The following is a 21,722-nucleotide window of genomic DNA, read 5'->3' as shown; positions in this document are numbered from 1 at the left end:
ATCGAGAGGTCTAAATCCTGAGCGATTCTTGTGGTCGCGACAAGCTGGCCAGTTCCTGTTTCCTTCTTCCCTCCTCGCCGGAAGGGAGTTCTGACACCTCCATGGTATAGACGATTGACCGGTCTCATAGGATTGTAGGCTCATGCATCGCGAGAGCCACGGCAATCTACACGTCCTACCTGCTGTACGGAGGGAACATATGGAACAGGGCGGCCGGCGTTCGGGAATGATCCACGGGTTTCTGTTTCTAGCAGTTGCCGGCGTCCTCGCCGGCTGTAGTGGCGGAGGCGCCGGAGGAGGTGGCGGGGAAGGAAAGACGGTTGTGGTTCCGCCGGCCATCACCACGACGAGACTGCCGCTCGCAGATGTCATGTTGCCTTATGATTCGGCCTTAGAGGCGACCGGAAGCCCTGACATTACCTGGTCCCTATCGGGCGGATCGTTACCGGCTGGGGTTTCTCTGTCGGGTGCAGGCACGATCTCCGGGACGCCGACCCTACCGGGACAGTTTCCCGTGACAATTACAGCCGTCGGGCCGGGCGGCAGCGACGTAAAGAGCTTCACCTTCACGGTTCGATCTCGAACAAGTTTGATCTCTGTTGATAGTGCTGGACAACAAGGCAATGCGGAAAGCGGCGCACCTCCGGCCTATGGGGGAGAGGCGGAACTCAGCGGCGACGGGCGGTTTGTCGTGTTCAATTCGTCCGCGGGAAACCTGGTGTCCGGCGATATAAACGGGAAGCGAGACATATTTGTTCATGATCGAGCAACGGGAGAGGTCAGCCTCGCGTCTTCCGGAGTAGCGGGAATTCCAGCGGACGGAGACAGTCCCCTCGGCGCGATCAGCGAAGACGGCCATATCATCGCCTACCATTCCTTTGCGACGAATCTTGTCAACGGCGATCAAAATGGGGCGGGTGATGTGTTCGTGTGGGACCGCAATACCAAGGAGACCACGAGAGTTTCGGTGGTCACGCTCAATGGAGGGGAGGGGATGTGTGACGTTCCACCGGCCGGCGGCTTGGACTGCACGAGCTACGATCCGCATCTAAGCTACGACGGTAATCTTGTGGTGTTCGGCTCAACCTTTTCAAATTTGATCTCGGGGGATACCAACGGCCAAGCAGATATCTTCGTCCACGATCGAACGACCAAAGTGACGGAACGGGTTTCGGTGGGGCCGGCCGGTGTCGAATCCGATGGGTTCAGCGGCAACCCGGGCATCAGCGCGGACGGCCGCTACGTCGTCTTCGAGTCGAAGGCCACCACGCTGATCGGATCTGGACAGGATACCAACGGGTTCTCAGACATTTTCGTGCATGACCGAGTCACCGGACAGACGACGCGCGTGTCAGTCGGAGCGGGCGGGGTACAGGGCAATGATCACAGCTTTACCCCTTCCATCAGCCGCGACGGGCGGATCGTCGCCTTTTGGTCCCTGGCAAGCAATCTCGTGGCCAATGATGCCAATGGCGTTGCGGATGTCTTTGTGGTGGACTGGCAGTCCCCGTCTCCCACGGTACGGCGAGTCTCTGTGGATCAAAATGGTGTCGAAGGCAACGGCGAAAGTCGCGTCCCGATGTTGAGCCGCGATGGAAGATTCGTGGTCTATGAATCCGATGCAAGCAATCTGATCGGCGCCGGACAAGATACCAACGGCCAGACCGATATTTTTGTGGTGGATACCCAACCGGGCGCGGTCAACCCGGTCCGTCGCGTCTCGGTGGATGGAGACGGAACGGAAGCTGTCGGCGGAGCGAGTTTCTTTGCCGCGATCAGCGCCGACGCCCGGTTCGTGTCGTACACCTCACGTGCCACGAACCTCGTCGCGAACGACCTCAACGGCGTCGCCGATGTCTTCGTGACCCAGCGTCCATAGCGATTCTGGACGGGAGCGAGCCCGCCGAGGCATCTGGGACAGTCGCCTCGGCGGACTTCCCGCGCGAGGGCCTACCGGAGCTGTTCGAGGACCGAAGCCATGAGGAGCGGGAACATGATCTCATGGTGGCCGATGAGCGAGTAGCCCGTCCCGCCTTTTTGAGTCGGCCGTTTTACGACGTTGGTCAGTGGGCGGTAGTGCGGGATGAAATCCATGTTGACGGTCGTGATGTTCGTGAGGGAGTGGCCGAGATTCCGGCCTAGCGTGACCGCCTTGAGAAAGACCTCCGGCAAGATCACCGCCGAGCCGAGATTCAGATAGACTCCGCCTTCCATTCCCGCCACGACCGCCGCCAGCTTTCTGAAATCCACCAGCGAGCAGGCGCCGATCGCTGCGCCGTCCGCAGAGGGGTGCATGTGGATGATGTCGGTTCCGATCGCCACGTGAACCGTGACGGGGATACCGAGGCGGGTCGCGGTCGCCAGCACGCTCAGCGAGCGGTGGGGGAACACACGCTTTCTTGAATCGATGTAAGCCCCCACGGCCTCGCCCAACCCAAGGCCGTTACCGGCTCCCAGCGCAATCGCCTCATTGAGCAGACGTCCCGTTTCCTCGGCCATGCCGAAGCGGCCAGAATCGATCTCCGCTTCCACATCCTCGGAGGTCTGACCCAATAACGCGATCTCAAAATCATGGATGATTCCGGCGCCGTTGAGAGCCATGGCTGTGATGATGCCGCGATTCATGAGATCGATGACCAACGGGCTCAACCCCACCTTGATCGGGTGGGCGCCCATTCCGAGAATCACCGGCCGTCGCCGGCGATGAGCCCGGACGATCGCCTGTGCGACGGACCGGAGCGTCTTGACAGCAAGGATGTCTGGCAGCCACTCCAAGAATTGATAGAATCGGCCTCCAGTTTTCCACGGCTTGGCAAAGTCGGCGATGCGCACCTTGCTGTGTCGCCGCTGAAGCGGATAAGTCGTGAGCCGGCTCACATCGATCGGCGTGACGGGCGGGCGCGGGCGGACGGATGCGGGAAGCTTACCGGGGCGTCGTGGCAAAGAGGTCTTCCTCGATCAACTCGCAGAGGACATGCCCGAGCGTGATATGGCACTCCTGGATGCGGGCGGTCACAGTGGAAGGCACGACGAAGCGGTACTCCACGAGCGAGGCCAACTTGCCGCCTTGATGGCCGGTCCAGCCGACGGTGACGAGGCCGCATTCGCGGGCTGCCTCCGCGCCCTTCAGGACATTCGGGGAGTTGCCGCTGGTGCTGATGGCGATGGCGATGTCGCCCTTGTGGCCGTGAGCGCGGACTTGCCGGGCAAATATATCGTCGTAGGTGTAGTCATTGGCGATACAGGTCAGCGCCGCCATGTCCGCTCCCAGGGCGAGCGCGGGCAGCGGGCGGCGATCCTTGTGGTACCGTCCCACGAATTCCGCCGCGAGATGCGAGGCGTCCGTGGCGCTGCCGCCGTTGCCGAAGAGCAAGACTTTATTGCCTTCTCGGAAAGCTCGCGCCATGACCCCGGCGAGTTCCGCGATGCGATCGGCGTGTTCGCGCACGAAACGGCGCTTGACCTCGGCGCTGTCGTCGAACCGTTCGATGATGCGAGTCTTCATCCGGGCGCCATTCTAGGAAAGGCGTTCCACCCTGTCAAATTCAAGGCTTCGTCGTGGGCGGAGCAGGCGATGCGGGTTGCTTGGCGATCACGTTCATCGCCAACGCGATCATGGAACCGACATCGGAGACCGTGGCCGGCAGCACCAATGTATTGCTCGACTTGGCCAATTCGCCGAATCTGGCAATGTATTGTTCGGCGACGCGAAGCTGAAGCGCTTCGAATCCGCCGGGGACCTGGGTGGACTCAGCCACCTTCCGAATCCCTTCCGCCGTCGCCGTGGCAATCGCCAAGATCGCCTGGGCCGCGCCCTCCGCCTCGTTGATCTGCTGTTGCCGCTTCGCCTCGGAGGCCTTGATGACCTGTTGCTTCTCGCCCTCGGCTTCATTGATCGCCGCATCCCGCTGGCCTTCGGAAGTGAGGACCACGGCCCGCTTTTCCCGCTCGGCCCGCATTTGCTTCTCCATGGCGTTGAGGACATCTTTGGGCGGGGTGATGTTCTTAATCTCATACCGCAGCACCTTCACGCCCCAGGGCTCGGAAGCCTTGTCGAGTTCATTCACCACCTGCACGTTGATGTTGGTCCGTTCCTCGAAGGTGCGGTCCAGATCGATTTTCCCGATTTCGCTGCGCAGGGTGGTTTGCGCGAGCTGCGTCAGCGCGAACTGATAATCGGAAATGCCGTAGGACGCCCGTTCAGCGTTCAAGACCTTGAGATACAACACCCCATCGACGCCGACCTGCACGTTGTCCCGGGTGATGCAGACCTGCTCGGGAATGTCGATGGCGGTTTCCTTCAGGGAATGTTTGTAGCGCACCGTGTCGATGAACGGCACCAGAATGTGAAAGCCTGCGTTTAGGGTCTTATGGTACTTGCCCAATCGCTCGACCACGAACGCGCTCTGTTGCGGCACGACACGGGCGGTCTTGGCGATAGTGACGACCACGAGAATCGCCAGGATGAACATGACGAACAATCCACCGGACATGGCCGAGTCCTCCATGATAACGAAGCCTCTCCGTTCAGCCGGCCGTGACCCAGAGGGTCAGGCCGTCCACCCGTTCAACCCGACAACGCTGGCCCTTGGTGATCTCCATCGAGCCGCCGTTTTTCGCGGACCATGCAGAGCCGCGAAGCTCCACCTTCCCGACTCCCCCGGTCTCGATCGCTTCCAGAGCGATCGCCTGTTCTCCGATGAGGGTATCCACTTCGCTGGACGGGGCCGCGCGTTTCATCATTCCAAGCAGCCGGCCTCGGAACAGGACCAGCGAGAGCACCGCCAGGACCGAAAAGAGCAGCCACTGCGCCCAGTCGGGGAGAGCCAGCCCCAGACCGAGCACCGATCCCACCACAAGCGCGGAAAGACCAAAGAACAGGATATAGAACCCGCCCGGTGTGACCAGCTCGGCTCCCAGGAGCGCGAGTCCCACGAACATCCAGTGCCACCACAACATTGTCGTCTCAAGGAATCATGATGGGCCGGGAGAAACGAAGGGGTGCCGGAATCGGCGACCTGTGGACGGGTGCGGTGCGTTCAACAACGGTCAGTCTAGTCACGTCCGGCGAAACGGTCAAGGCGCAGGAAGTTTTCAGCGCCGGCCGCGACCACAGGCAGCACCGGCAGGGCCGGGCAGTCGTTGATCGATGGAAGGGCCGGTGCTATAGTCCGCCCTCCATGGCCGCGGAGTCTCCCGTCAAAGCGCTCCTGTGCGGTTTCGGCAGCGATGTCGAAGCTGCCGCGCATCTGATTAACCGTTTGAAACCTGACGTCCTCTGCTTTTTTGCCCCTGCCTCCGCCAAGCCCCTGGTCCAACAGCAGGTTCAGCCAAAGCTGGCGCAAATGCCCCGCCGCTGGGACATCATCGTGACGCCCGATTCGCAGGAGTTTCTCGCCTCCTATCACGTGCTCGTCCATGCCCTTCCGGCGCTGCTTCAGACCTGGGAGGTCCAGAGAGGGGAATTGGTCATCGCCTGGGCTGATGCCACGCCGCCCATGGTCGGGGCGCTGGTCCTGGCCGGGCTCGATAAAGCGTCGCGCATTGTCCAACTGTTGGAACCACCGTCATCGGCCGAACTTCCCGACGGCTCACCGAGTGGCACACCGGAGGAGCGATGGAAGTGGATACAGGGAAATCCGTGGGACGAGGGAGCGGCTGGGGTCCGCAAGGAGGCGAGTGGGCTGTTCAACCGAGGCTCGTACGAAGCGGCGGCCTATCTGTTCAAGCAACTCGAACTGCGGGTGAGCGGCGGGCAGAAGCCGCTCTATCGCGCGTTCGCCGATTTGGCGGAAGGCTATGGGTTGTGGCATCGGTTTCAGTACCGTCAGGCTTGGGACAAGTTGAAAACCTCGCACAAGGCGCTGGAGATGGCCTCGGTCTGGGGCGGTCCTCCCGGGCTCAAGGAGCTGATTCCGGCCGTCAAAGCCAATGCGGGCTTTCTCGAACGGCTGGTGCTCGATCCGCAAGAGGTGAAGGAGCAGGTCGCCTTGGACCTGCTGGCACAGGCGCGGCGCCGGGCCGATCAGCACGGGGACAGCGAGGGAGCCGTGGTCGCGCTGGTTCGCTCGCTGGAAGCTTTCGCGCAGCGGCAACTGTTCAAGCAGCACAGGATCAAAACCTGGGACGTGCAACCCGAGCAATTGCCGGACGCGCTCCGCGAAACCTGCCGCGCCTGTTATCTCGATGACCTGGACGGCAAGTACAAGCTGCCGCCCCAGGCGCAATTCCGCGTGCTCGCCGGGTTGGGCGATCAGATGGGGCAGGCGTTTCTTGCGCAGTGGCCCAAGATGAAGCCGTTGCTGGATGCGGCGAACCAGGGAGTGCTCGGCCATGGGTTCGAGCCGGTGAAGCCGGAGCGATTCCACCAGCTCTATGAGATCGTCATGAAACTGGTCGGCGTCCCGGAGACCTCGCTGCCGAAATTTCCCGTGCTGAACGTGTGACGCGTGACACGCACCCACACGATCGATATTCGCATCTATTATGAGGATACCGATTGCGGCGGGGTGGTGTATTATGCGAACTACCTCAAGTACTTCGAGCGGGCGCGGACACACTATCTCGAATCGAGAGGGATATCCGTCACCGAGCAATTGCAACAGGGCACGCAGTTCGTGGTGGTCCATGCCGAGCTGGATTGCCGGGCGCCGGCCCGGTATGGGGAGACCTTGACGATTGACACGCGCCTGGCCGAAGTGACGAGGGCCTCACTGACCTTTGCCCATGTCGTCCGCGAACGGACGAGCCAGCGGGTCGTGGTCGAAGGAGCAGCCAAGCTCGCGGCGACCGATCTTGCGGGTAAGGTCAAACGGATGGACCAGGTGCTGGTCGACCGACTTCAGGACCGATAGGAACGACGCACCAATGGAAAAACTGGGAACATGGTTGGCCATCGCCGGTGTCGCGGTTGGATTCGTCGTGCTGGCCTGGTTGTTGTTTTCCGAGGGGCCGAAAGACAAGAAGGGCAAGAAGCCGTAAGTTCCCCTTCGGCATCCGTCAGCTCTCAGCCGAGCCGTGCGGGCATTTCGTCAATGGTCCCTTCCATGGCCCGTTCGCTCCGCATCACGATCACAACAATTCGGCCTGTCATCGCCATCAGTGCTTGTACTTCCGCTCGGCCTTCCTTATCTTGAGCGACTGTGTCTTGAAACCGGAAAAAAGGTCGTCGTGAATCTGTCCGCTTGGAACGCCAAGCTGCGCGATTGGCAGAGCCGCGCGGTGGCGGCGGTCTTGACCCATCACAGCCCGGACTTTCTCGCGACCGCGACGCCCGCGGCGGGAAAAACGCGGTTCGCCCTGCGGATCGCCCATCAATTTCTGGCAGACCGGGCGGCCGGCCGCGTGCTCGTCGTCTGTCCGACGAATCACCTGCGCGGGCAATGGGCGGCCGCAGCCGGCCAGGTGGGAATTCAACTGGACCCGGCGCTCACGAACGACCAGGCCTGCGAGGCGCGCGACTACCATGGCGCGGTCGTGACCTATCAGCAGGTCTGTCTCGCGCCGGCCTTGTTCCAACGGGCCTGCCGGAGCCGGCGGACGTTGCTGATCTTCGATGAGCTGCACCATGCGGGCGACGGCAAGGATTGGGGCCGGGCCTTGCGGGAGGCGTTCAGCGAGGCGGCGTTTCGCCTCGCGCTCTCCGGCACGCCCTTTCGCTCCGACAACAATCCGATTCCCTTCGTCCGATACGAGCAGGGAGAGAGCCAGGCCGACTTCGCCTACGGCTATGCCGAGGCGATCCGCGAAGGCGTCTGCCGTCCGATTCTGTTTCCGAGCTATGAGGGCGAACTGACCTGGCTGTCGGACGGCCGCGAGCACCGGGCCACGTTTGAGGATGGATTGACGGCCGAACGACGGCGAGAGCGGCTCAAGACCGCCCTGTTGCAGGAGACCTGGTTGGGGCCGGTGATCGCCGACGCCCATGCCGAATTGACCAGGCTTAGGAAGCACGAGCAGCCGGACGCGGGCGGCCTGATTATCGCCATGAATCAGGACCATGCCAGGCAGGTGGCGGAATTAGTCGGCCGCGTTACGGGAAGCCGCGCCTTGGTGGCCGTATCCGACGATCCGGCCGCCTCCAGGACGATCGAAACCTTTGCGCAACATCCGAAGCAACAATGGCTCGTTGCCGTGAACATGGTCAGCGAAGGCGTGGACATTCCACGGCTTCGCGTCGGCCTCTACGCCACGAACGTGTTGACGGAGATGTATTTCCGCCAAGTTGTCGGGCGATTTGTCAGGATGCAGGAGGGGATTCCGCGCCCGCAGCGGGCCTGGCTCTACCTGCCGAAGGACGAGACGCTCGTGCACTATGCCAAACGGATCAAGGCCGAGCGGGACCATGTCTTGGAAGAGGTCATGCCGTCCGTGCAACGGACCCTGTTCGGCACCGTCGCCACCTCGCTGAAAGAATATGTGCCGTTGAACGCGGTGGCCCGACTGGATGCCTTGATCGGCGAGGACGAGGCGGAGCCAGAGAAAAGCACGGGAACCACGGAAACGGACGTCTCGCTGTATGACCGGAAGATCCACCTTCGGGATCTCCACCGGGATTTGGTCGGAACGGTCGCGCGCAAGACGGGGATCGATCATCGCCGGCTCAATGCGGAACTCATCAAACGCACCGGCGGGCGGGTTGATCAGGCGACCGTCAGGCAACTGGAGCGGCGGATCGCCCTCTTGGAACGGTGGCGGGATTCCGGCTTTGACGGGGCGTTACGATCCTGATTTCTTCCGATCCGCCTTTCCGCGCGACCGCTCTTTGATCAACCGGAAAAGTACCTGATCGTCGCTCAGGCGCACTGAAGAACCGCCCTCTGCGGGCAGCGCGACCCGTCCCCGCGCCGCCTCCTTCATAATCCTGGCCGGACAGCCGATCTCCTTGCATCGCCTCTGCGTGAAGCGGGACGGAAGCTCGCCGTCGAACAGCACGCGCTGCTTCGGGTTGCTCTGCCTGATCAGGACCGGAGCCAGCGGCACGATACCGTCAATGGTCTTCACCGAAAGGTCGATCGTCCGCCTCCCCTCCACAGTCGGAGAGCCGGAAACCATGAGCCTTTCCTGCATCAGGGTCTGACCATTCCGGTCGATGAATCGGATCAGCACCTCGCCTTCTCCGATGATCGCGATCTCCATGACAGGCTCCTCTACTCTCTAAATGGTCGGGGCGAGAGCTTCTTTAAGTCTCAGAGTGGAAGCTCTTCGTCCAAATAGGCGTGCGAGCCGACGCGACGGCCAAGCACGAACTTGGCCGGCGCATCGAAACCATACCCGAAGTCCCGGACCCGCAGCAGCGCCAGCCGCGCGCCGTCGATGGGCGGAGACGGGACGTGCGACGGTGCATGCAGGATCGCCGGCGGACGGCGGAGGTCGGGGAACGCCAGCCACAGATCCGTCAGCGCGTTGGCCGTGAACTGCAGCTCGCCGAACTCGTGCCCTTCATCGGTCCATCCGTAGAACTGGTGGCTCTTCTCGGTCGCGATCTCCCGGACCGTCGTCCGGTCGCCGTCGAGCGAGTCGAACGCCACGGCCCAGATCTCAGGGGCATGGGTGACGGCCGGGGAGAGCAGTTGTTCCACCGCGATCTGAAGCATGATGTTCCCCTTTGCCATGGGTCCAACCTCCTTTCCGCGTTACCGCTCCCGATACCGCTCCAATGGGCGACGATAAAACTCAAGCGGCGGGGCCCCTCCGCTCTCGAACAAGAGACGCTCACCCTCGACGCGATACCCTGTCGAGGCTTCAAATGGCCGGATGAACGAAGCTTCGAACTCCATGCGTCGCGGCTCGCAGGCCAAGCGCGTGGTCATGCCGGGCGACACGGTTACCTGTCTCTCACCCGGCCCGAACGTGACGCGAGTGTGGTACCGATTGCAGCCTGTGTGGCCCGAGGCCCTGCCGTCTTTGAATTCGAGGATGACGGGCTCGCCGTTATCGCCATGCGGGACCGTGCGATCGCCCCAGCGGACCAACTCCCACCGAGTGCCCTCGGCCAGCCGGCGCCTGTCTTCCGACGAGGGAGCGGAAGCGCAGGATATCAGCATCACTGTGATTGCGATCATGAGGGGATGGGCTGTGCGCATCTCAAAATGGTCCGGCGAGAGGGTGACCCTCGGTGATATCCTCGCCGGGATCAGCCGTCGGGTCATCCGCATGGGGCGACGCGCTGTGCCGGTATCTTGCCAAGATTGCCGCGCCCTGCCAAGTGATTCGTGTCAGTGGCTGACCGCGATCCTCGCTTGCGCAAAGAAGAAGCAATGGATTCGCTAGGCAAGGCATGCCGAAGGTCTCGGGTTCGATCATTTCCTTCCGATGGCCGACACCCACGTTTGGGCAAACAGTCCACTTGGACTGCGACTCCACGCGAGCCAGGTCGAAGCGTGCTCCTGCTGTCCGTCCCGAGCCAACTGGCGAGCAAGATACTCGCCGATCAGGTTCAAAGAAGGGTAACACTCATAGCGAGCCTGCATGCTCATGGTATGAAACCCGGCCTCGTGCAAATAGGTTCCAAATTTACGGCCTATCAACACGTCTCCTCCGTTCTTGGTCTGAAGTGCCATATAGGCCTGCATCGCGTCGGACAATGCCGGCGAGGGCGGAGAGACGATAAACCCGCCCCAATCCGGAGAGCAGATGCCGATACTGCCACCGGGCTTAAGGATTCGGTAGAACTCTGCCAAGGCCCTCGATGGTTCCGCCAAGTGCTCAAGCAGCGCATGACTGAATATGCAGTCGAATGAGGCATCGTCAAAAGGCAGGGCATAACAGGTGGCGGTCAGATAATCGAGGTTCGCGGTGCCATGCTCGACAGCCCGTTGTCGGGCCAATTCAATTTGCGAGCGGGCGTAATCCACTCCGGTCACCCTGCCGGGGAAGACTGCTTCGGCAATTCCTATCGTGATCGAGCCAGGACCACAGCCGCAATCGAGAACGGTTGATCCAGGCTTGAGATGCGCATGAAAAAACATGCCGTGAGATTGGAGAGTGCGTCGCGCCATGAAATCGCTCGCGTGCACCGTGTATCCGGGGGTGTATGATTCGGTCGCCATGGCTCAATCCGTTGACAAGTCGCAAATGGCTATCGAAGGCAAGCGGATGAAGCAGTTCATCAATGGGGATTCGGCAACAGCCTGATGCATAGGCGGTGAAGGCGTCAAGTCAGGGGGGCCAGCATGGTCGAGCAATCACCCAGCACTCCGATCGGTTGGGTTCCCACAGCGGCCTGCCGCCGGGAAGTGAAGGCCGATCAGGTATCGTCGCCGTGGGAAGGGGACGTGGTTTCGCGTGAGACTGCCTGATCGGCCCTGGGTCGGCGTTCGGCATAGCGGCTCATGAGGAGAAACCGCATGGCGCGCGCCTTGGGCGCGCGGGACGTACAAGTTCCAGCCTGCGACGTGTGGATGCCCCACTCCTACTTTTCTTGGTGACCCGAATTTGCACGCGATCGACAGGACCCATGAGGACAACGCGGTCGCTCACTCCGTAGTTCTCCCACTTGGCACCCGCTCTCAAACGGTGAGTAGGATGATCTATATCGCTTTACCAGGGGAGGTGGGTTATGAAACAACGATCCCGAAGTGCTCTCCTGTTGGTCGGAACCGGCGTTGTTCTGTCGTGGCTGGCGGCAGGCTGTGCCACGTCCTCGGATCTGGAGATGCTGAATCTGGAACTGAGCAAGAAGTTGGACGCCCAGACCAGGACCATGCGGGCGGAGACCGGTAGCCTGCGCGAGCAGGTCAAATCCTTCAAGGGTGAGTTGGAAAATCTCCGCGCCCAGGTCGGCACCTTCCAACTCGATACGAGATCGGCGCTGGAATTGCTGAAGGAGCAGGAGGTGATGAATGGGCAAATTTTGCATGAACTCAGCACCGTCACCACCAGCACGAGGAAGACCATCGAGGGCTACGCGACCAAAATGCAAGACCAGTCCGGCAAGATTGAGTCGATGACTGGAGAGATCACGACACAGCTCCAGAGCGTCCAGCAGGCCGTCTCCGGCGTCAAGGGACGAATTGAGCAATTTCCGCCGCTGGTTACGGCGCTGGGGACGGAGGTGCGGTCGCTCACGGAGACGCTGATGGGAAATTATGAACTGGAGGAGGCGGCGCTCAAGGACCGCCTCCGGGTCGTCGAGGAAATGAAGAAGCGGTTCAGGCCGCTTCAAGCCCACGAGGCGAGTGGGGCAGGCGCGATGAAATAGCGGCGGAGATTATGTGGTGACCTGTCCGATCTGAGGAGGGTGGACCATGGATACAATGTCTCGGGCCGTATGGCTCCTGTCGCTGTTGGTCCTGCTGGGGTTTGCCGCCGTGTCTGTCTCCGGCTGCGTGAGCAGTAGCACCTATCAGGCCGCCAAGAAGGAGGCTGAGACCCTCAAGCATGAACTCGAACAGGAGCGATTAAAGCTGGGGGCGATTGAGAAGACGTATGCCGAACGGATGAAGCAGATGGAAACCTTGGCAAGCCGCTTGGGTTCGTCGGCTGAACAATTTGATCGTATTGCAAAGGTCTGGAACGATCTTCGCATCGAGCTCATGGCGCTCAGGATCAATCGGGAGCTCGAGCGTCAGAAAGGCGGCGGTGGGGTCGGCATCGTCTTACAAAGCGATGTGCCGAGCGTGATGCCAGCTCAATAAAGTTGGTACGCGAGCCGACGCCCGTTGTTGGTCACGGCAGAGATGGCATCATAGCCGCCAAGACGTTCAGAGAGTGTTTTTGTGCTCATGGCAGGATTTCCTTCTGGCGAGAAGTGGCAGAACAGTCCGCGTGAGCCCCGCGCTGCTTCTGGCCTGTCCGCTGCAGGTACTGGAAAGGGTCGAAGGAGCAGGATTCGGTCTCGACAAATCCGGTCGGTGGCGTTTGCCTCGTCCGGCACACCGCACAATCATTCGCCACCCTTTTCGAGACCCTATGAGGCAGAAGTGACTCTTACTGGTAGACGATCATGAGTATTTGCGGACAAAGGCAAGAATGGCCTCGGCATAGGCGTCCGGGTGGGTGACATGTGGGATGTGGCCAGCCCCCGGAAACGTCCGGACCTCGGCGTGAGGCATTGCCTGAGCCAGCTTGCGAACGACCGGCCCGAAGGTGGGCGGGCTCTGGTCGCCCATCGTGAGAAGAACGGGCCGGGAAAACTCCTGTACCCACTCGAGATCGAAAACGATCTGCTCGGGATCTTGTGCCTCATCGAGAAAGGTCGGTGCGTTGTCGGTCATGGTCTGCCGGACCTCACGCGGCAGTCGAGCCCACGTACCTGGTCCGAGCGCGACCGTGTCGGCGAACTGTTCGGCGGCGCCGGCATGATCGCCCAAGGCGATCCGCTCGACCACGGCCCCAACCCTCTGCCTGATCTCCTCTAGCATCGGCGCAACGGCGGCGTCACCGCCGAGCAGCGAAAAGAGCGGTGGCTCGTGTGCGATGAGGCCCCGCAAGAGATCGGGGCGTTCACCAGCCAACCGCAGCGTGATGGAGGCGCCGAAAGAGTTTCCGGCTATCCAGGCCGGCGCGAGTCGCAACTCCTCGATCAACGCAGCGAGGTCGGCCACGTCTTCGCGCACGCTGCCCTGTCCCGGGAGACGCTCGCTCTGGCTGTGACCACGCCGATCGTAGGTGAGCACGCGACAGGACTTGGTCAAATGGGGAACGAGAAGGTCCCAATCGTGGTGAGAGTCCCACGACCCATGCACCAGGACGAGCGGAATCTCCCCACCACCGGTGAGTTCGTAGAACAGCCGCACGCCGTTTATGCTTGCAATGGCCATGTCTTCTTGCCTTTCAGCACGGCCCCGCACGATTACCGAGGCGATGAGCCCATCGCCTCCCATTCTTCTTGGCTGATCGGCTTTCTTGGCTTCAACGCGCCACTCGCATAGGCCAGATGAAGCGCCTCTTCCAACCACGCCAGACGTTGAGCCGGTGTTGCCGTCAATGTGGCCGCAAGCAGGCTTTGATCGCTGGCTTGCCAATCCGCCTGCGCTTCTCCTGACAAACCCCCGGACTTGTCGGCCATGTCAGCGATTGCCTTTCTGTCTGCGGATCGCCTCCAACTGCTCAAGGTCGGTCAAATCCTGTGGCCGACCAGCGTGCCGTTTTAATAGAATCAGATCGTCCAGCGAGGCAATTCTGACTTTTGTCGTGCCCACGAGGGCTTCCTGTGAGCGGGCCAGGAGTTCATCAAAGGGCACCTCCGGCTTCAGCAAGAGGTCCACGACCCTCATGGGATTGGTCGGATCGACGAGTGAAAAAGCGCGCATGTGCTTCTCAGCGAACCATTCTTCACGCACGGCCGGATCGGCAAATCTTTCCGCCGACACCGGAACCTGCGGTCGAAACCCCTTCTCACCCAACGCCCGAATCGTTTTTCTGACTTCTTCCGGAGCGAGATCGACGGCCAAATCGACATCCGCCGTCAGCCTAGCATATCCATGCAACAGCGTGGCAAGGCCACCGACCACGACGTACCGTGCACCCGCCGCATTCAGGATTTGAAATATGGGTTCGAAGACGGACACGAGGCTATTCTAGCGAATGCGCGGGGAAATACCAGCCGTTCGAGTCGGTGTGACATAGAATCGTCGATTCATCGAGGAACCAGGTCGACGTTTCGCCGTTGTTCCGATAAGGCCGCAGCTCGGGAATGATCAGAATCGCGCGTTTCGCCAGAGAGCCTTTGTGCGCCCTCATCGCCGGAACTCGACAGGAGCGCCCGCAGGACCCCAGCCTCTTTCGGACGCGCAATCGCTTCTTTAGCCGAGACCGACTCCCAGGCGTCATGGTTGTCGTGGATGTGGACGTCAAAGAGGGGAAGGTCGGCGGCAGAGACGGCGGTTATCGTGGCAAGGAATAGAGCGGAGGCGTATGGAAAGAGGCAACGAGACCGCGCGTGTCTCGGTGCTGGTTTCATCCGATGGGCCATTCCTACTTGCGGAGACGATCCCAACAACCGCGCGGATCGACAATGGCGAGTGGAGATTGAGGTGCGACGGCCAACAAGTCTTGGTCTCCAGTGACCAGGAGATCTGCTCGGCCCGCGATTGCCGATGCAAGCACCCACTGGTCATCCTGATCACGAATGGGAAGCAAGGATGGCGTTCCGGGCTTGGGGACGATCGTCGTATCGCGCAACTCCGCCTCGATGGTGGCCGTCAGTTCCGGCGATGCGTGGAACCGATCCCTCAACACTCGACGAAGCTCAACCAGATTCACCTCACCGGTGAGTAACTCATGCTCAGCCAGGATATAGCGGAGCAGGTCGGCGCAGATACCGCGTGTCGTGTACGCGCTCACCAACACATTGGTATCGAGGAAGACTCTCACGACACGATGCGGAACACGTCCTCATCGGTGAGAATGCCCTGCGCCTCGGCGAGGGGAAGGAGCTTCCGGCGAGACCGTTCGAACCGCAGTAGGGCGATTTGACGCCTTACCGCATCGCGAACGATGTCGCTGCGACTGCGGCCCAGTTGGCGGCTCAGGCGATCCAGTTCGCGCTGGATCTTGGCATCGAGACGGATCGTAACCGTAGAGGCCTTCATGTGTTACTATGTAACACATCCAAAGGGATCGCGCAAGCGTGGGTCGATGTTGACGGCGGGAGGGCTTGAGGGTCCAACAATGGTCCAACGCTGCTTTTCCGGCTCCAACATCAGAGGAGTCGGTCACGAAAATCCAGAATGTCCCCTTTTCTTCAATCCACAGAGGTTGTGGCTTGGCAGGAAGATGACAAAGACAAGACCTGATTAAGAAAAAGGCTGGACTTGCGGGGCTGAGGTAGAATGCGGGCTCAATGGACCCACGTGCGTCATCCGCTCCATAAGTCAATACTCATGCCTGACCCCAACGTTGATGCAGCGTCCCCGGAAATGCAAGGCGAGGCGGACGCACCATGTCACCGAATCTAGCTCATCGACACGCACAAAACAAGATCTGACCCCGCTTGTTCCGCCGGTCGGCTCAAGGCGGATGTTGGCCGGGCCGCTGCCATCACGGAAGAAGCGCCAGCCCGCTGCTTCGAGCAGCTTGTTGATCTTGATTCGGGCTGTGGCCTCCTTCTCGGACACTCAGGCTCCTCGTTCAGCGGCGATGGTGGTCAAGCGGCATAACGCGGAGTTAGCCGGCGCGGCGCCGTTGGCCGCGTCCGATTGAACGACGTGTTAGACCCGATGCCTTCTGCGCAACTTCGACGAGGGAATGCAGCGCCTTGTTGACCGACGCTGAGTTGGGAAAGACCTTCGCCACGTCAGCATCCAGAACCACTACGTTGGAGCTCGACTTGACACGCTCATAATACTTGCCACGCTCCAGCTTCCCGAAGTCGGATCGCTTGTACTCAGACCGAAGCTCATGGGCTTTGGAACTACCCTTCTTCATAAATGCGCCTTTCCTGTTGGGTTACCACACGGGCACTAATGATGCGGATCGCATTCCTGCGCTCGGTGTGGGCAACGACTAAGAGCCGGCCGGCTGATGACATGCCAAAGGTGACCATCCGTTCTTCACTTTCGGAGTGATCAGGGTCGGCGCCTGTCGCCGCGAGTGGATCGTGAAACACGCTGGCAGCTTCGTCAAATGAAACCCCGTGTTTAACCAGATTCTTTCTCGCCTTGATGGGGTCCCATGCGAACTGCATAGTCGAATTCTACGCGTACTCCCCTGGTGAGGTCTAACGCTCGCGCTCAGCGGCTGCCGTCCCTGATACCACAGCTCCTGAAACGGCGCCACGCTCCCGCGGCAGTCCGCTGCAACGCGCTGTTAGACGGCGATACATTAAGCGCATGTCTTAGAACCCTCTTCGTCAAGAAAGCGATGCAGCCTGCGTGCGATGACGATGCGCTCACCGATGCTGGCGTGAAGCAGATACCGTGAGACGAAGAATCGCGGTGCGTTGGCTACCCTGCATGGATACGGTGCCTCGGTGATGCCGCAGCGGTCCCGCGGAAATTCACGGCATAGAGCGGCGACGGCGTTCCGAGCGATGTAGCCCATGACCCATACCTTGGTCGCGACGGATAGGAGGGGCTGAAGGTGTGTCGCTGCCTCAGCGCGCTTGGATGAATACGTTTTCGCCCGGCGCCATTCCTGCTTAACCACAGGCTGTGGGAGCAAGCAGCGGATGGCATGGTCGAAGAGGAATCCAGCATCGCGGAACGCGGGGAGGTCGGGTTGTGCGATGAGCTCATGCGAGTGCAGATCTTCCAGCAGCATGGTTTGGATAGCCGCCCGTCGGTGCGCGTCGTAGAAGTACGGTTCGCTCGGGCTTTCCCCGACGATGAGGCATCGCAGGCCGCTTGGACACCATGTCTTGGACATCGCAAAGGTATCCCACGGATGCGCGTGGCTTGAGCAGCAAATCATTGCAGGTACCAGAACATGGTTCTGCCCCGCTCGCCGTCTAACTATTAAGTGAGCCGACAAGGCACTGCGCGTTCTGGCGGCCTATCTCGCGTCGTTCCTCATCCCGAACCGCGCGAAATCTGCCGGATTCTCCGTGAAATACATGAGGGTGTCAATTTGAGCCGTTCCAGAGAACCCCGCCTGCCCGGCGGCCTATCACCCTATTGGCCCGTAGCCTATCTCCGTCTGACCAGCGGCTCAGGGAGGCTCAACCGAGCCGATCTGCGGGGCTGCACACACCGCGCCCACCTCGATTCAGGACATGCGTATAGATCATGGTGGTGCTCACGTCCCTGTGTCCCAGTAGCTCTTGTACGGTCCGAATGTCGTACCCATCTTCAAGGAGGTGCGTCGCAAAGGAATGACGGAACGTATGGCAACTGGCCGGCTTGGCGATTCCAGCCTTGCGGGCGGCTTCTTTGACGGCCTTCTGAATGACGGATTCATGCAGGTGATGTCTGTACTGCTCGCGGGTCACGGGATCGGTGTAATATTTTGAAGCCGGGAACACCCACTGCCAACTCCACTCTTTGCCCGCCCTGGGATATTTGCGATCCAACGCATTCGGGAGGACGACACGGCCTAATCCCAGTTCGAGGTCATGCTGATGTTGCTGTCTGATCTCCTCAAGGTGTCTGGCGAGGGATTCTTTCACTGCTAGAGGAAGCCTCGTATAGCGGTCTTTGTTCCCCTTGCCAGCTCGAACCACGATTTGATTTCGGGTGAAGTCGAGGTCCTTCACTCTGAGGCGGCAACACTCCATGAGGCGAAGGCCAGCGCCGTAGAGCAACGTCGCCATCAGCCATGCCGTCCCATCAAGCTGGCGGAGCAGTGCCTTCACTTCTTCGCGTGTTAAGACCATCGGTAGCCGGTGTGGCCTTTTGGCACGCACCACCCCATTCACATAGCCGATCTCCTTACTCAGGACCTCACGGTAGAGGAACAGCACGGCGTTCAAGGCTTGATTCTGTGTTGACGCGCTCACGTGGGAGTGTGTGGCCAAGCTCGAAAGGTACCCGGCCGATTTCTTGTTCGGCGATCTCTGCAGGGTGACGCTGATGGTGAAAGAGGAGAAAGCGTTTGATCCACCCGACGTAGGCCTCTTCGGTCTTATGACTATAGTGCCTCCGTCGAATGGCTTGCCGAACTTGGTCAAGAAGTGCCAGATTCGATGCAATGTCTTCACGGACCTCTGGCTTGTGCCCTGGATTCTGGCCGGTAGTTGAACGGAGTGACGCCTCGACTTCGACCGGCTCTCCCGCAAAGAGCGTGAGCAGGTGTGAGATAGTCTCGTCGGTTCTTGGGACGGTCCAATAGCGGCCGTCGGCATGCCAGCAGCGACCCTTGACGCCCCTGATCTTCGCGATCCGGTCCGGCCGGTAGGGGAGCACAACCTTGAGCCGTCCGGCTTCCGTTGGCGTGATCTGGATTGGAAAGTGTTCCATGGCAGTGTGCTGGTTCCTCAGCGAAGAAAGGGCTCGATTTCATCGCCCTGTTGATTCACGGTTGACGAGTGGCCCTTGACGATTGACGGTGCTTGTATTCGCCCTACTCCCTCCGTGCATACCCTTCCGCGATCAGGACATCCGCGAGGTTCTGTCCGTTGAGAAAGACATCGGCCACCGTGCGGCCGTAGACATCGTGGGAAACCGGGACGATCTTGATAGCCCCCTCGCGCAGGATTGCTGCGAACCGCTGCGCGGCTTCCAATCCGCCGGGCGTGCCGATCTCCGGCGCATCGATCCCACGCACCCGCACCTTGATCCCGTTATAACTGAACGTGTCCCCGTCGATCGGCCGGAGGAATCGTCCATCGACTTCCACCGGGCTTCGAAGGTTCGAGAGCACGTTCGAGCGCGGGAGGGTGCGGAGACCCGGTATTCGGCCGGACCGATGAGAGGCAGATGCTCCGTGCTTTCGCCAGCGGTAGGGTCTCACAGCCGAGCGCGGCCGCTTGTGAGGCTTGTGCGTCAGCTTCGGGTGCGACGGAGCGGGCGTCCAGCAGGTCGGGCAGATCTGCGGTTGCGGGATTTGCCCATTGGAGTCGGTGCCGCCGAGAAGCGGGGATGCCGGAAAGAGGGTAGAGGCAAGCATCATGATGAGGACCAGGCGGCGTGAGGTGATCATGGGTGACCTTGGTTCTGAGTTGATTCCAGGCAAATCGGCTCTGCAAGCCACTTTGCAAGACACATGCGCGGTCTGGAAGGGCGACCGGCGGTTTAGCGCATTGCGCCGTTGACAAGCCGAAAAACCGCATGATCAAATGCCGCAAGATACGGTATGCAGCAGCCGACGAAACAAACGTGTTATGCGGCGGATGGAGACGAAGGGTATCTCGCGATTCACAATTGACCAATGACGACTGACGAATGACGGAGGATTAAGCCATGGATATGTTTGGCAAAGTGGGCCTGGTGGAGATTCCGGTCTTGATCGCGCCGGATCAGAAGGCCTGGATGGATAGGATGATCAAAGAGGGCCGGATCGCCGTGCCGCCGGGCGGCACTCTGGAGAAGGGGTCGCTCTACTCGATGTTCATCCGCATGTTGCTCCACAATGCGATGGAGGAGCAGAAGCGGCAGGAGGCGCTTGAGATGGCCGACGAGGACGACGAGTAAGACGGAACGTTGAAAAACGCTTCCAGCCTTGTTGGGGTACCCATTGCTCCCCGCCTGCAATGGGTCTTACGCTCAAGGCCTCGACGTACCAAGCGAAAAGTACGACTCGGCCTCTCGCTCGCTGCGGCCTCGCTGGAAGGCGTTTTTGAACGTCCCGCAGGCGTTGAACCCCATCCCCACCTTTCGCACTGTATCGAATCGGGTCGGACTTGTATCTGAAGGGATACAGATCGAGTGAGGCGTCCCAACGATACGTCTCACAAGTCCAGTGGCCCGCTCTCTCACCGTCTTCCCCCCGTGCGGGGAGAGGGCAAGGGACCGGGACGCAAACACTAGAGAGACCTCAAAGCCGATTGAGCGGCTTTGACGGTCTTCGTGATGTCCGCCGGGGTATGGGCGGTTGAAATGAAGGCCGCTTCGAACTGGGATGGGGCCAGATAGACGCCCCGCTCCAGCATGGCGTGAAAGAACTTGGCATAGCGTGCCGTATCCGACTGTTTGGCTGTTGCCCAGTCCACCACCGGTCCCCTGGTAAAAAACGCGCCCATCATCGACCCGACCCGCGTTTGATAGAGTTCCACGCCGGCCTTTTTGGCTGCCTCGCCGAGCTGGGCCGCCAGGGCGGCGGCCTGCTTCTCCAGCTTGCTATAGACCCCGCGAGTCTTGAGTTCCGTCAACGTTGCGATGCCCGCCGTCACGGCCAGTGGATTGCCCGACAAGGTGCCGGCCTGATAGACCGGCCCGGCCGGCGCGATCAAGTTCATGATGTCGGCCCGCCCTCCGTAGGCGCCCACCGGCAACCCTCCTCCTATGATTTTGCCGAGAATCGTCAGGTCCGGCTTGATGCCATAGAGCGTTTGCGCCCCGCCATACTGCACCCGAAATCCCGAAATGACCTCGTCGAAGATCAACAGGATGTCGTGGGCGCGTGTCAGCTCGCGCAGCGCGGGAAGAAAATCCGGCGCCGGCGGCACGACCCCCATGTTGCCGGCGATCGGTTCGACGATCACGCAGGCCAGTTGCTTGGCCTGTTGCCGGATCACCTGCGCCGCCGTGCGGAGATCGTTATAGGGAACCGTGAGCGTGTGTTTGGTGAAGTCGGACGGCACGCCGGGGCACTCCGGGATGCCGAGCGTCGCGAGTCCGGAGCCGGCTTTGGCCAGCAGATAGTCGCTGTGGCCGTGGTAGCAGCCTTCGAACTTCAGCACGCCGTCTCGTTTGGTGAAGGCGCGGGCCACGCGAATCGCGCTCATCACCGCCTCCGTGCCCGAGCTGACCAGCCGGACCTTTTCCATCGACGGAAGCGCATCATGAATCATCCGGGCCAGCCGGACTTCCAATTCGGTCGGAGCTCCATAGCTCGTGCCCTGCTTGGCGGCGCGCGTGAGGGCGACTACGACGGGCCTGGGCGCATGGCCGAGAATCATCGGCCCCCAGGAGAGCACGTAGTCGATGTAGCGGTTGCCGTCGGCATCGTAGAGATAGGCGCCCTTCGCGCGGACGATAAACCGTGGCTGCCCGCCGACGGAACGGAAGGCGCGCACGGGGCTGTTCACTCCGCCGGGAATGAGCTGTTGCGCCGCCTCGAAGAGGGTTTGTGATTTAGTGGTTTTCATAAGGGCGCGGCAACCTAACATGGGTGAAATCGCTGAATCAAGGAGGTGAAGTACCCGAGGGCATGGTCCTTGCGCATCAGGAGCGCGCATTGCA

26 protein-coding genes are annotated in these 21,722 nt (G+C 60.8%); 7 read left to right on the top strand and 19 right to left on the bottom strand.

What is annotated here, in order from left to right; genetic code table 11:
* The first annotated feature begins 199 nt into the window (after positions 1-199).
* Positions 200-1,879, top strand: coding sequence for a putative Ig domain-containing protein (locus QWI75_RS22145; protein ID WP_289271546.1), 1,680 nt, complete (start codon positions 200-202; stop codon positions 1,877-1,879).
* Positions 1,880-1,950: 71 nt separating this feature from the next.
* Here the strand turns inward: QWI75_RS22145 and QWI75_RS22140 are convergent, their stop codons facing one another.
* From QWI75_RS22140 to QWI75_RS22125, 4 genes are read right to left on the bottom strand one after another with little or no spacing between them, the layout of a single operon-like run.
* Entirely contained in the window at positions 1,951-2,943 is a 993-nt protein-coding gene (locus tag QWI75_RS22140) for a GSU2086 family protein (protein ID WP_289271545.1), read from the bottom strand.
* Positions 2,924-3,505, bottom strand: coding sequence for a D-sedoheptulose-7-phosphate isomerase (locus tag QWI75_RS22135; protein WP_289271544.1), 582 nt, complete (start codon positions 3,503-3,505; stop codon positions 2,924-2,926). Before QWI75_RS22135 ends, QWI75_RS22140 begins: the two co-directional genes overlap by 20 nt.
* A 40-nt stretch (positions 3,506-3,545) precedes the next feature.
* On the bottom strand, positions 3,546-4,493 hold the full coding sequence (locus tag QWI75_RS22130; RefSeq protein WP_289271543.1) for an SPFH domain-containing protein: 948 nt from the start codon (positions 4,491-4,493) through the stop codon (positions 3,546-3,548).
* A gap of 34 nt (positions 4,494-4,527) precedes the next feature.
* A complete protein-coding gene (locus QWI75_RS22125; RefSeq protein WP_289271542.1) occupies positions 4,528-4,959 on the bottom strand; it encodes an NfeD family protein in 432 nt (143 codons plus the stop codon).
* 74 nt (positions 4,960-5,033) lie between these two features.
* On the opposite strand from QWI75_RS22125, the gene QWI75_RS22120 reads away from it, so the two are divergent.
* The 3 genes from QWI75_RS22120 (at position 5,034) to QWI75_RS22110 (ending at position 8,730) form a co-directional block, all read left to right on the top strand.
* Positions 5,034-6,446: a TIGR02710 family CRISPR-associated CARF protein gene (locus QWI75_RS22120; protein ID WP_289271541.1), complete on the top strand. Its 1,413-nt coding sequence runs from the start codon at positions 5,034-5,036 to the stop codon at positions 6,444-6,446.
* A gap of 3 nt (positions 6,447-6,449) precedes the next feature.
* Complete coding sequence (locus QWI75_RS22115) at positions 6,450-6,854, top strand: acyl-CoA thioesterase (protein ID WP_289271540.1); 405 nt, start codon at positions 6,450-6,452, stop codon at positions 6,852-6,854.
* 316 nt (positions 6,855-7,170) lie between these two features.
* On the top strand, positions 7,171-8,730 hold the full coding sequence (locus tag QWI75_RS22110) for a DEAD/DEAH box helicase (protein ID WP_289271539.1): 1,560 nt from the start codon (positions 7,171-7,173) through the stop codon (positions 8,728-8,730).
* Here QWI75_RS22110 and QWI75_RS22105 read toward each other — a convergent pair.
* From QWI75_RS22105 to QWI75_RS22090, 4 genes are all read right to left on the bottom strand, one after another.
* Positions 8,719-9,138, bottom strand: coding sequence for a hypothetical protein (locus QWI75_RS22105; protein WP_289271538.1), 420 nt, complete (start codon positions 9,136-9,138; stop codon positions 8,719-8,721). The two genes, QWI75_RS22110 and QWI75_RS22105, sit on opposite strands and share 12 nt — an antisense overlap.
* Before the next feature lie 50 nt (positions 9,139-9,188).
* The gene (locus QWI75_RS22100; protein ID WP_289271537.1) at positions 9,189-9,614 is read right to left on the bottom strand and encodes a hypothetical protein; all 426 of its coding nucleotides are present in this window, start codon (positions 9,612-9,614) and stop codon (positions 9,189-9,191) included.
* Between the two features lie 21 nt (positions 9,615-9,635).
* On the bottom strand, positions 9,636-10,064 hold the full coding sequence (locus tag QWI75_RS22095) for an META domain-containing protein (protein ID WP_289271536.1): 429 nt from the start codon (positions 10,062-10,064) through the stop codon (positions 9,636-9,638).
* Between the two features lie 237 nt (positions 10,065-10,301).
* Positions 10,302-11,051, bottom strand: coding sequence for a methyltransferase domain-containing protein (locus QWI75_RS22090; protein WP_289271535.1), 750 nt, complete (start codon positions 11,049-11,051; stop codon positions 10,302-10,304).
* 509 nt (positions 11,052-11,560) lie between these two features.
* Between QWI75_RS22090 and QWI75_RS22085 the strand changes: the two genes are divergently transcribed.
* Positions 11,561-12,202 (top strand): hypothetical protein, encoded by a 642-nt coding sequence (locus tag QWI75_RS22085; RefSeq protein ID WP_289271534.1) that lies wholly within the window; start codon positions 11,561-11,563, stop codon positions 12,200-12,202.
* A 46-nt stretch (positions 12,203-12,248) separates the two neighbouring features.
* Positions 12,249-12,638 carry a hypothetical protein gene (locus tag QWI75_RS22080; protein ID WP_289271533.1) on the top strand — a complete coding sequence of 130 codons (390 nt, stop codon included), beginning with the start codon at positions 12,249-12,251 and terminating at the stop codon, positions 12,636-12,638.
* A 306-nt stretch (positions 12,639-12,944) separates the two neighbouring features.
* Here QWI75_RS22080 and QWI75_RS22075 read toward each other — a convergent pair whose 3' ends face one another.
* From QWI75_RS22075 to QWI75_RS22030, 10 genes are all read right to left on the bottom strand, one after another.
* Entirely contained in the window at positions 12,945-13,763 is an 819-nt protein-coding gene (locus tag QWI75_RS22075) for an alpha/beta fold hydrolase (RefSeq protein ID WP_289271532.1), read from the bottom strand.
* 32 nt (positions 13,764-13,795) lie between these two features.
* A complete protein-coding gene (locus tag QWI75_RS22070) occupies positions 13,796-14,011 on the bottom strand; it encodes a hypothetical protein (protein ID WP_289271531.1) in 216 nt (71 codons plus the stop codon).
* Between the two features lies 1 nt (position 14,012).
* Positions 14,013-14,513 (bottom strand): nucleotidyltransferase, encoded by a 501-nt coding sequence (locus QWI75_RS22065; RefSeq protein ID WP_289271530.1) that lies wholly within the window; start codon positions 14,511-14,513, stop codon positions 14,013-14,015.
* 406 nt (positions 14,514-14,919) lie between these two features.
* Positions 14,920-15,318, bottom strand: coding sequence for a putative toxin-antitoxin system toxin component, PIN family (locus QWI75_RS22060; protein WP_289271529.1), 399 nt, complete (start codon positions 15,316-15,318; stop codon positions 14,920-14,922).
* The gene (locus QWI75_RS22055) at positions 15,315-15,536 is read right to left on the bottom strand and encodes a CopG family ribbon-helix-helix protein (RefSeq protein ID WP_289271528.1); all 222 of its coding nucleotides are present in this window, start codon (positions 15,534-15,536) and stop codon (positions 15,315-15,317) included. The genes QWI75_RS22060 and QWI75_RS22055 overlap by 4 nt, the downstream gene beginning before the upstream one ends.
* A gap of 282 nt (positions 15,537-15,818) precedes the next feature.
* Positions 15,819-16,061, bottom strand: coding sequence for a hypothetical protein (locus tag QWI75_RS22050; RefSeq protein ID WP_289271527.1), 243 nt, complete (start codon positions 16,059-16,061; stop codon positions 15,819-15,821).
* A gap of 296 nt (positions 16,062-16,357) precedes the next feature.
* Positions 16,358-16,630, bottom strand: coding sequence for a BrnT family toxin (locus tag QWI75_RS22045; protein WP_289271526.1), 273 nt, complete (start codon positions 16,628-16,630; stop codon positions 16,358-16,360).
* A gap of 972 nt (positions 16,631-17,602) precedes the next feature.
* Complete coding sequence (locus QWI75_RS22040; RefSeq protein ID WP_289271525.1) at positions 17,603-18,379, bottom strand: integron integrase; 777 nt, start codon at positions 18,377-18,379, stop codon at positions 17,603-17,605.
* Positions 18,324-18,839: a site-specific integrase gene (locus tag QWI75_RS22035; protein WP_289271524.1), complete on the bottom strand. Its 516-nt coding sequence runs from the start codon at positions 18,837-18,839 to the stop codon at positions 18,324-18,326. Before QWI75_RS22035 ends, QWI75_RS22040 begins: the two co-directional genes overlap by 56 nt.
* Before the next feature lie 103 nt (positions 18,840-18,942).
* Positions 18,943-19,521 carry a thermonuclease family protein gene (locus QWI75_RS22030; protein WP_289271523.1) on the bottom strand — a complete coding sequence of 193 codons (579 nt, stop codon included), beginning with the start codon at positions 19,519-19,521 and terminating at the stop codon, positions 18,943-18,945.
* 260 nt (positions 19,522-19,781) lie between these two features.
* Between QWI75_RS22030 and QWI75_RS22025 the strand changes: the two genes are divergently transcribed.
* A complete protein-coding gene (locus tag QWI75_RS22025) occupies positions 19,782-20,012 on the top strand; it encodes a hypothetical protein (RefSeq protein WP_289271522.1) in 231 nt (76 codons plus the stop codon).
* A gap of 332 nt (positions 20,013-20,344) precedes the next feature.
* Here QWI75_RS22025 and hemL read toward each other — a convergent pair whose 3' ends face one another.
* Positions 20,345-21,628 (bottom strand): glutamate-1-semialdehyde 2,1-aminomutase, encoded by a 1,284-nt coding sequence (gene hemL, locus QWI75_RS22020; protein ID WP_289271521.1) that lies wholly within the window; start codon positions 21,626-21,628, stop codon positions 20,345-20,347.
* Positions 21,629-21,722 lie beyond the last annotated feature (94 nt).

The organism is Nitrospira tepida, assembly GCF_947241125.1.
Taxonomy (GTDB): domain Bacteria; phylum Nitrospirota; class Nitrospiria; order Nitrospirales; family Nitrospiraceae; genus Nitrospira_G; species Nitrospira_G tepida.
Note: the sequence above shows the minus strand (reverse complement) of the source record. Positions and strands in the feature narration are given on the sequence as shown.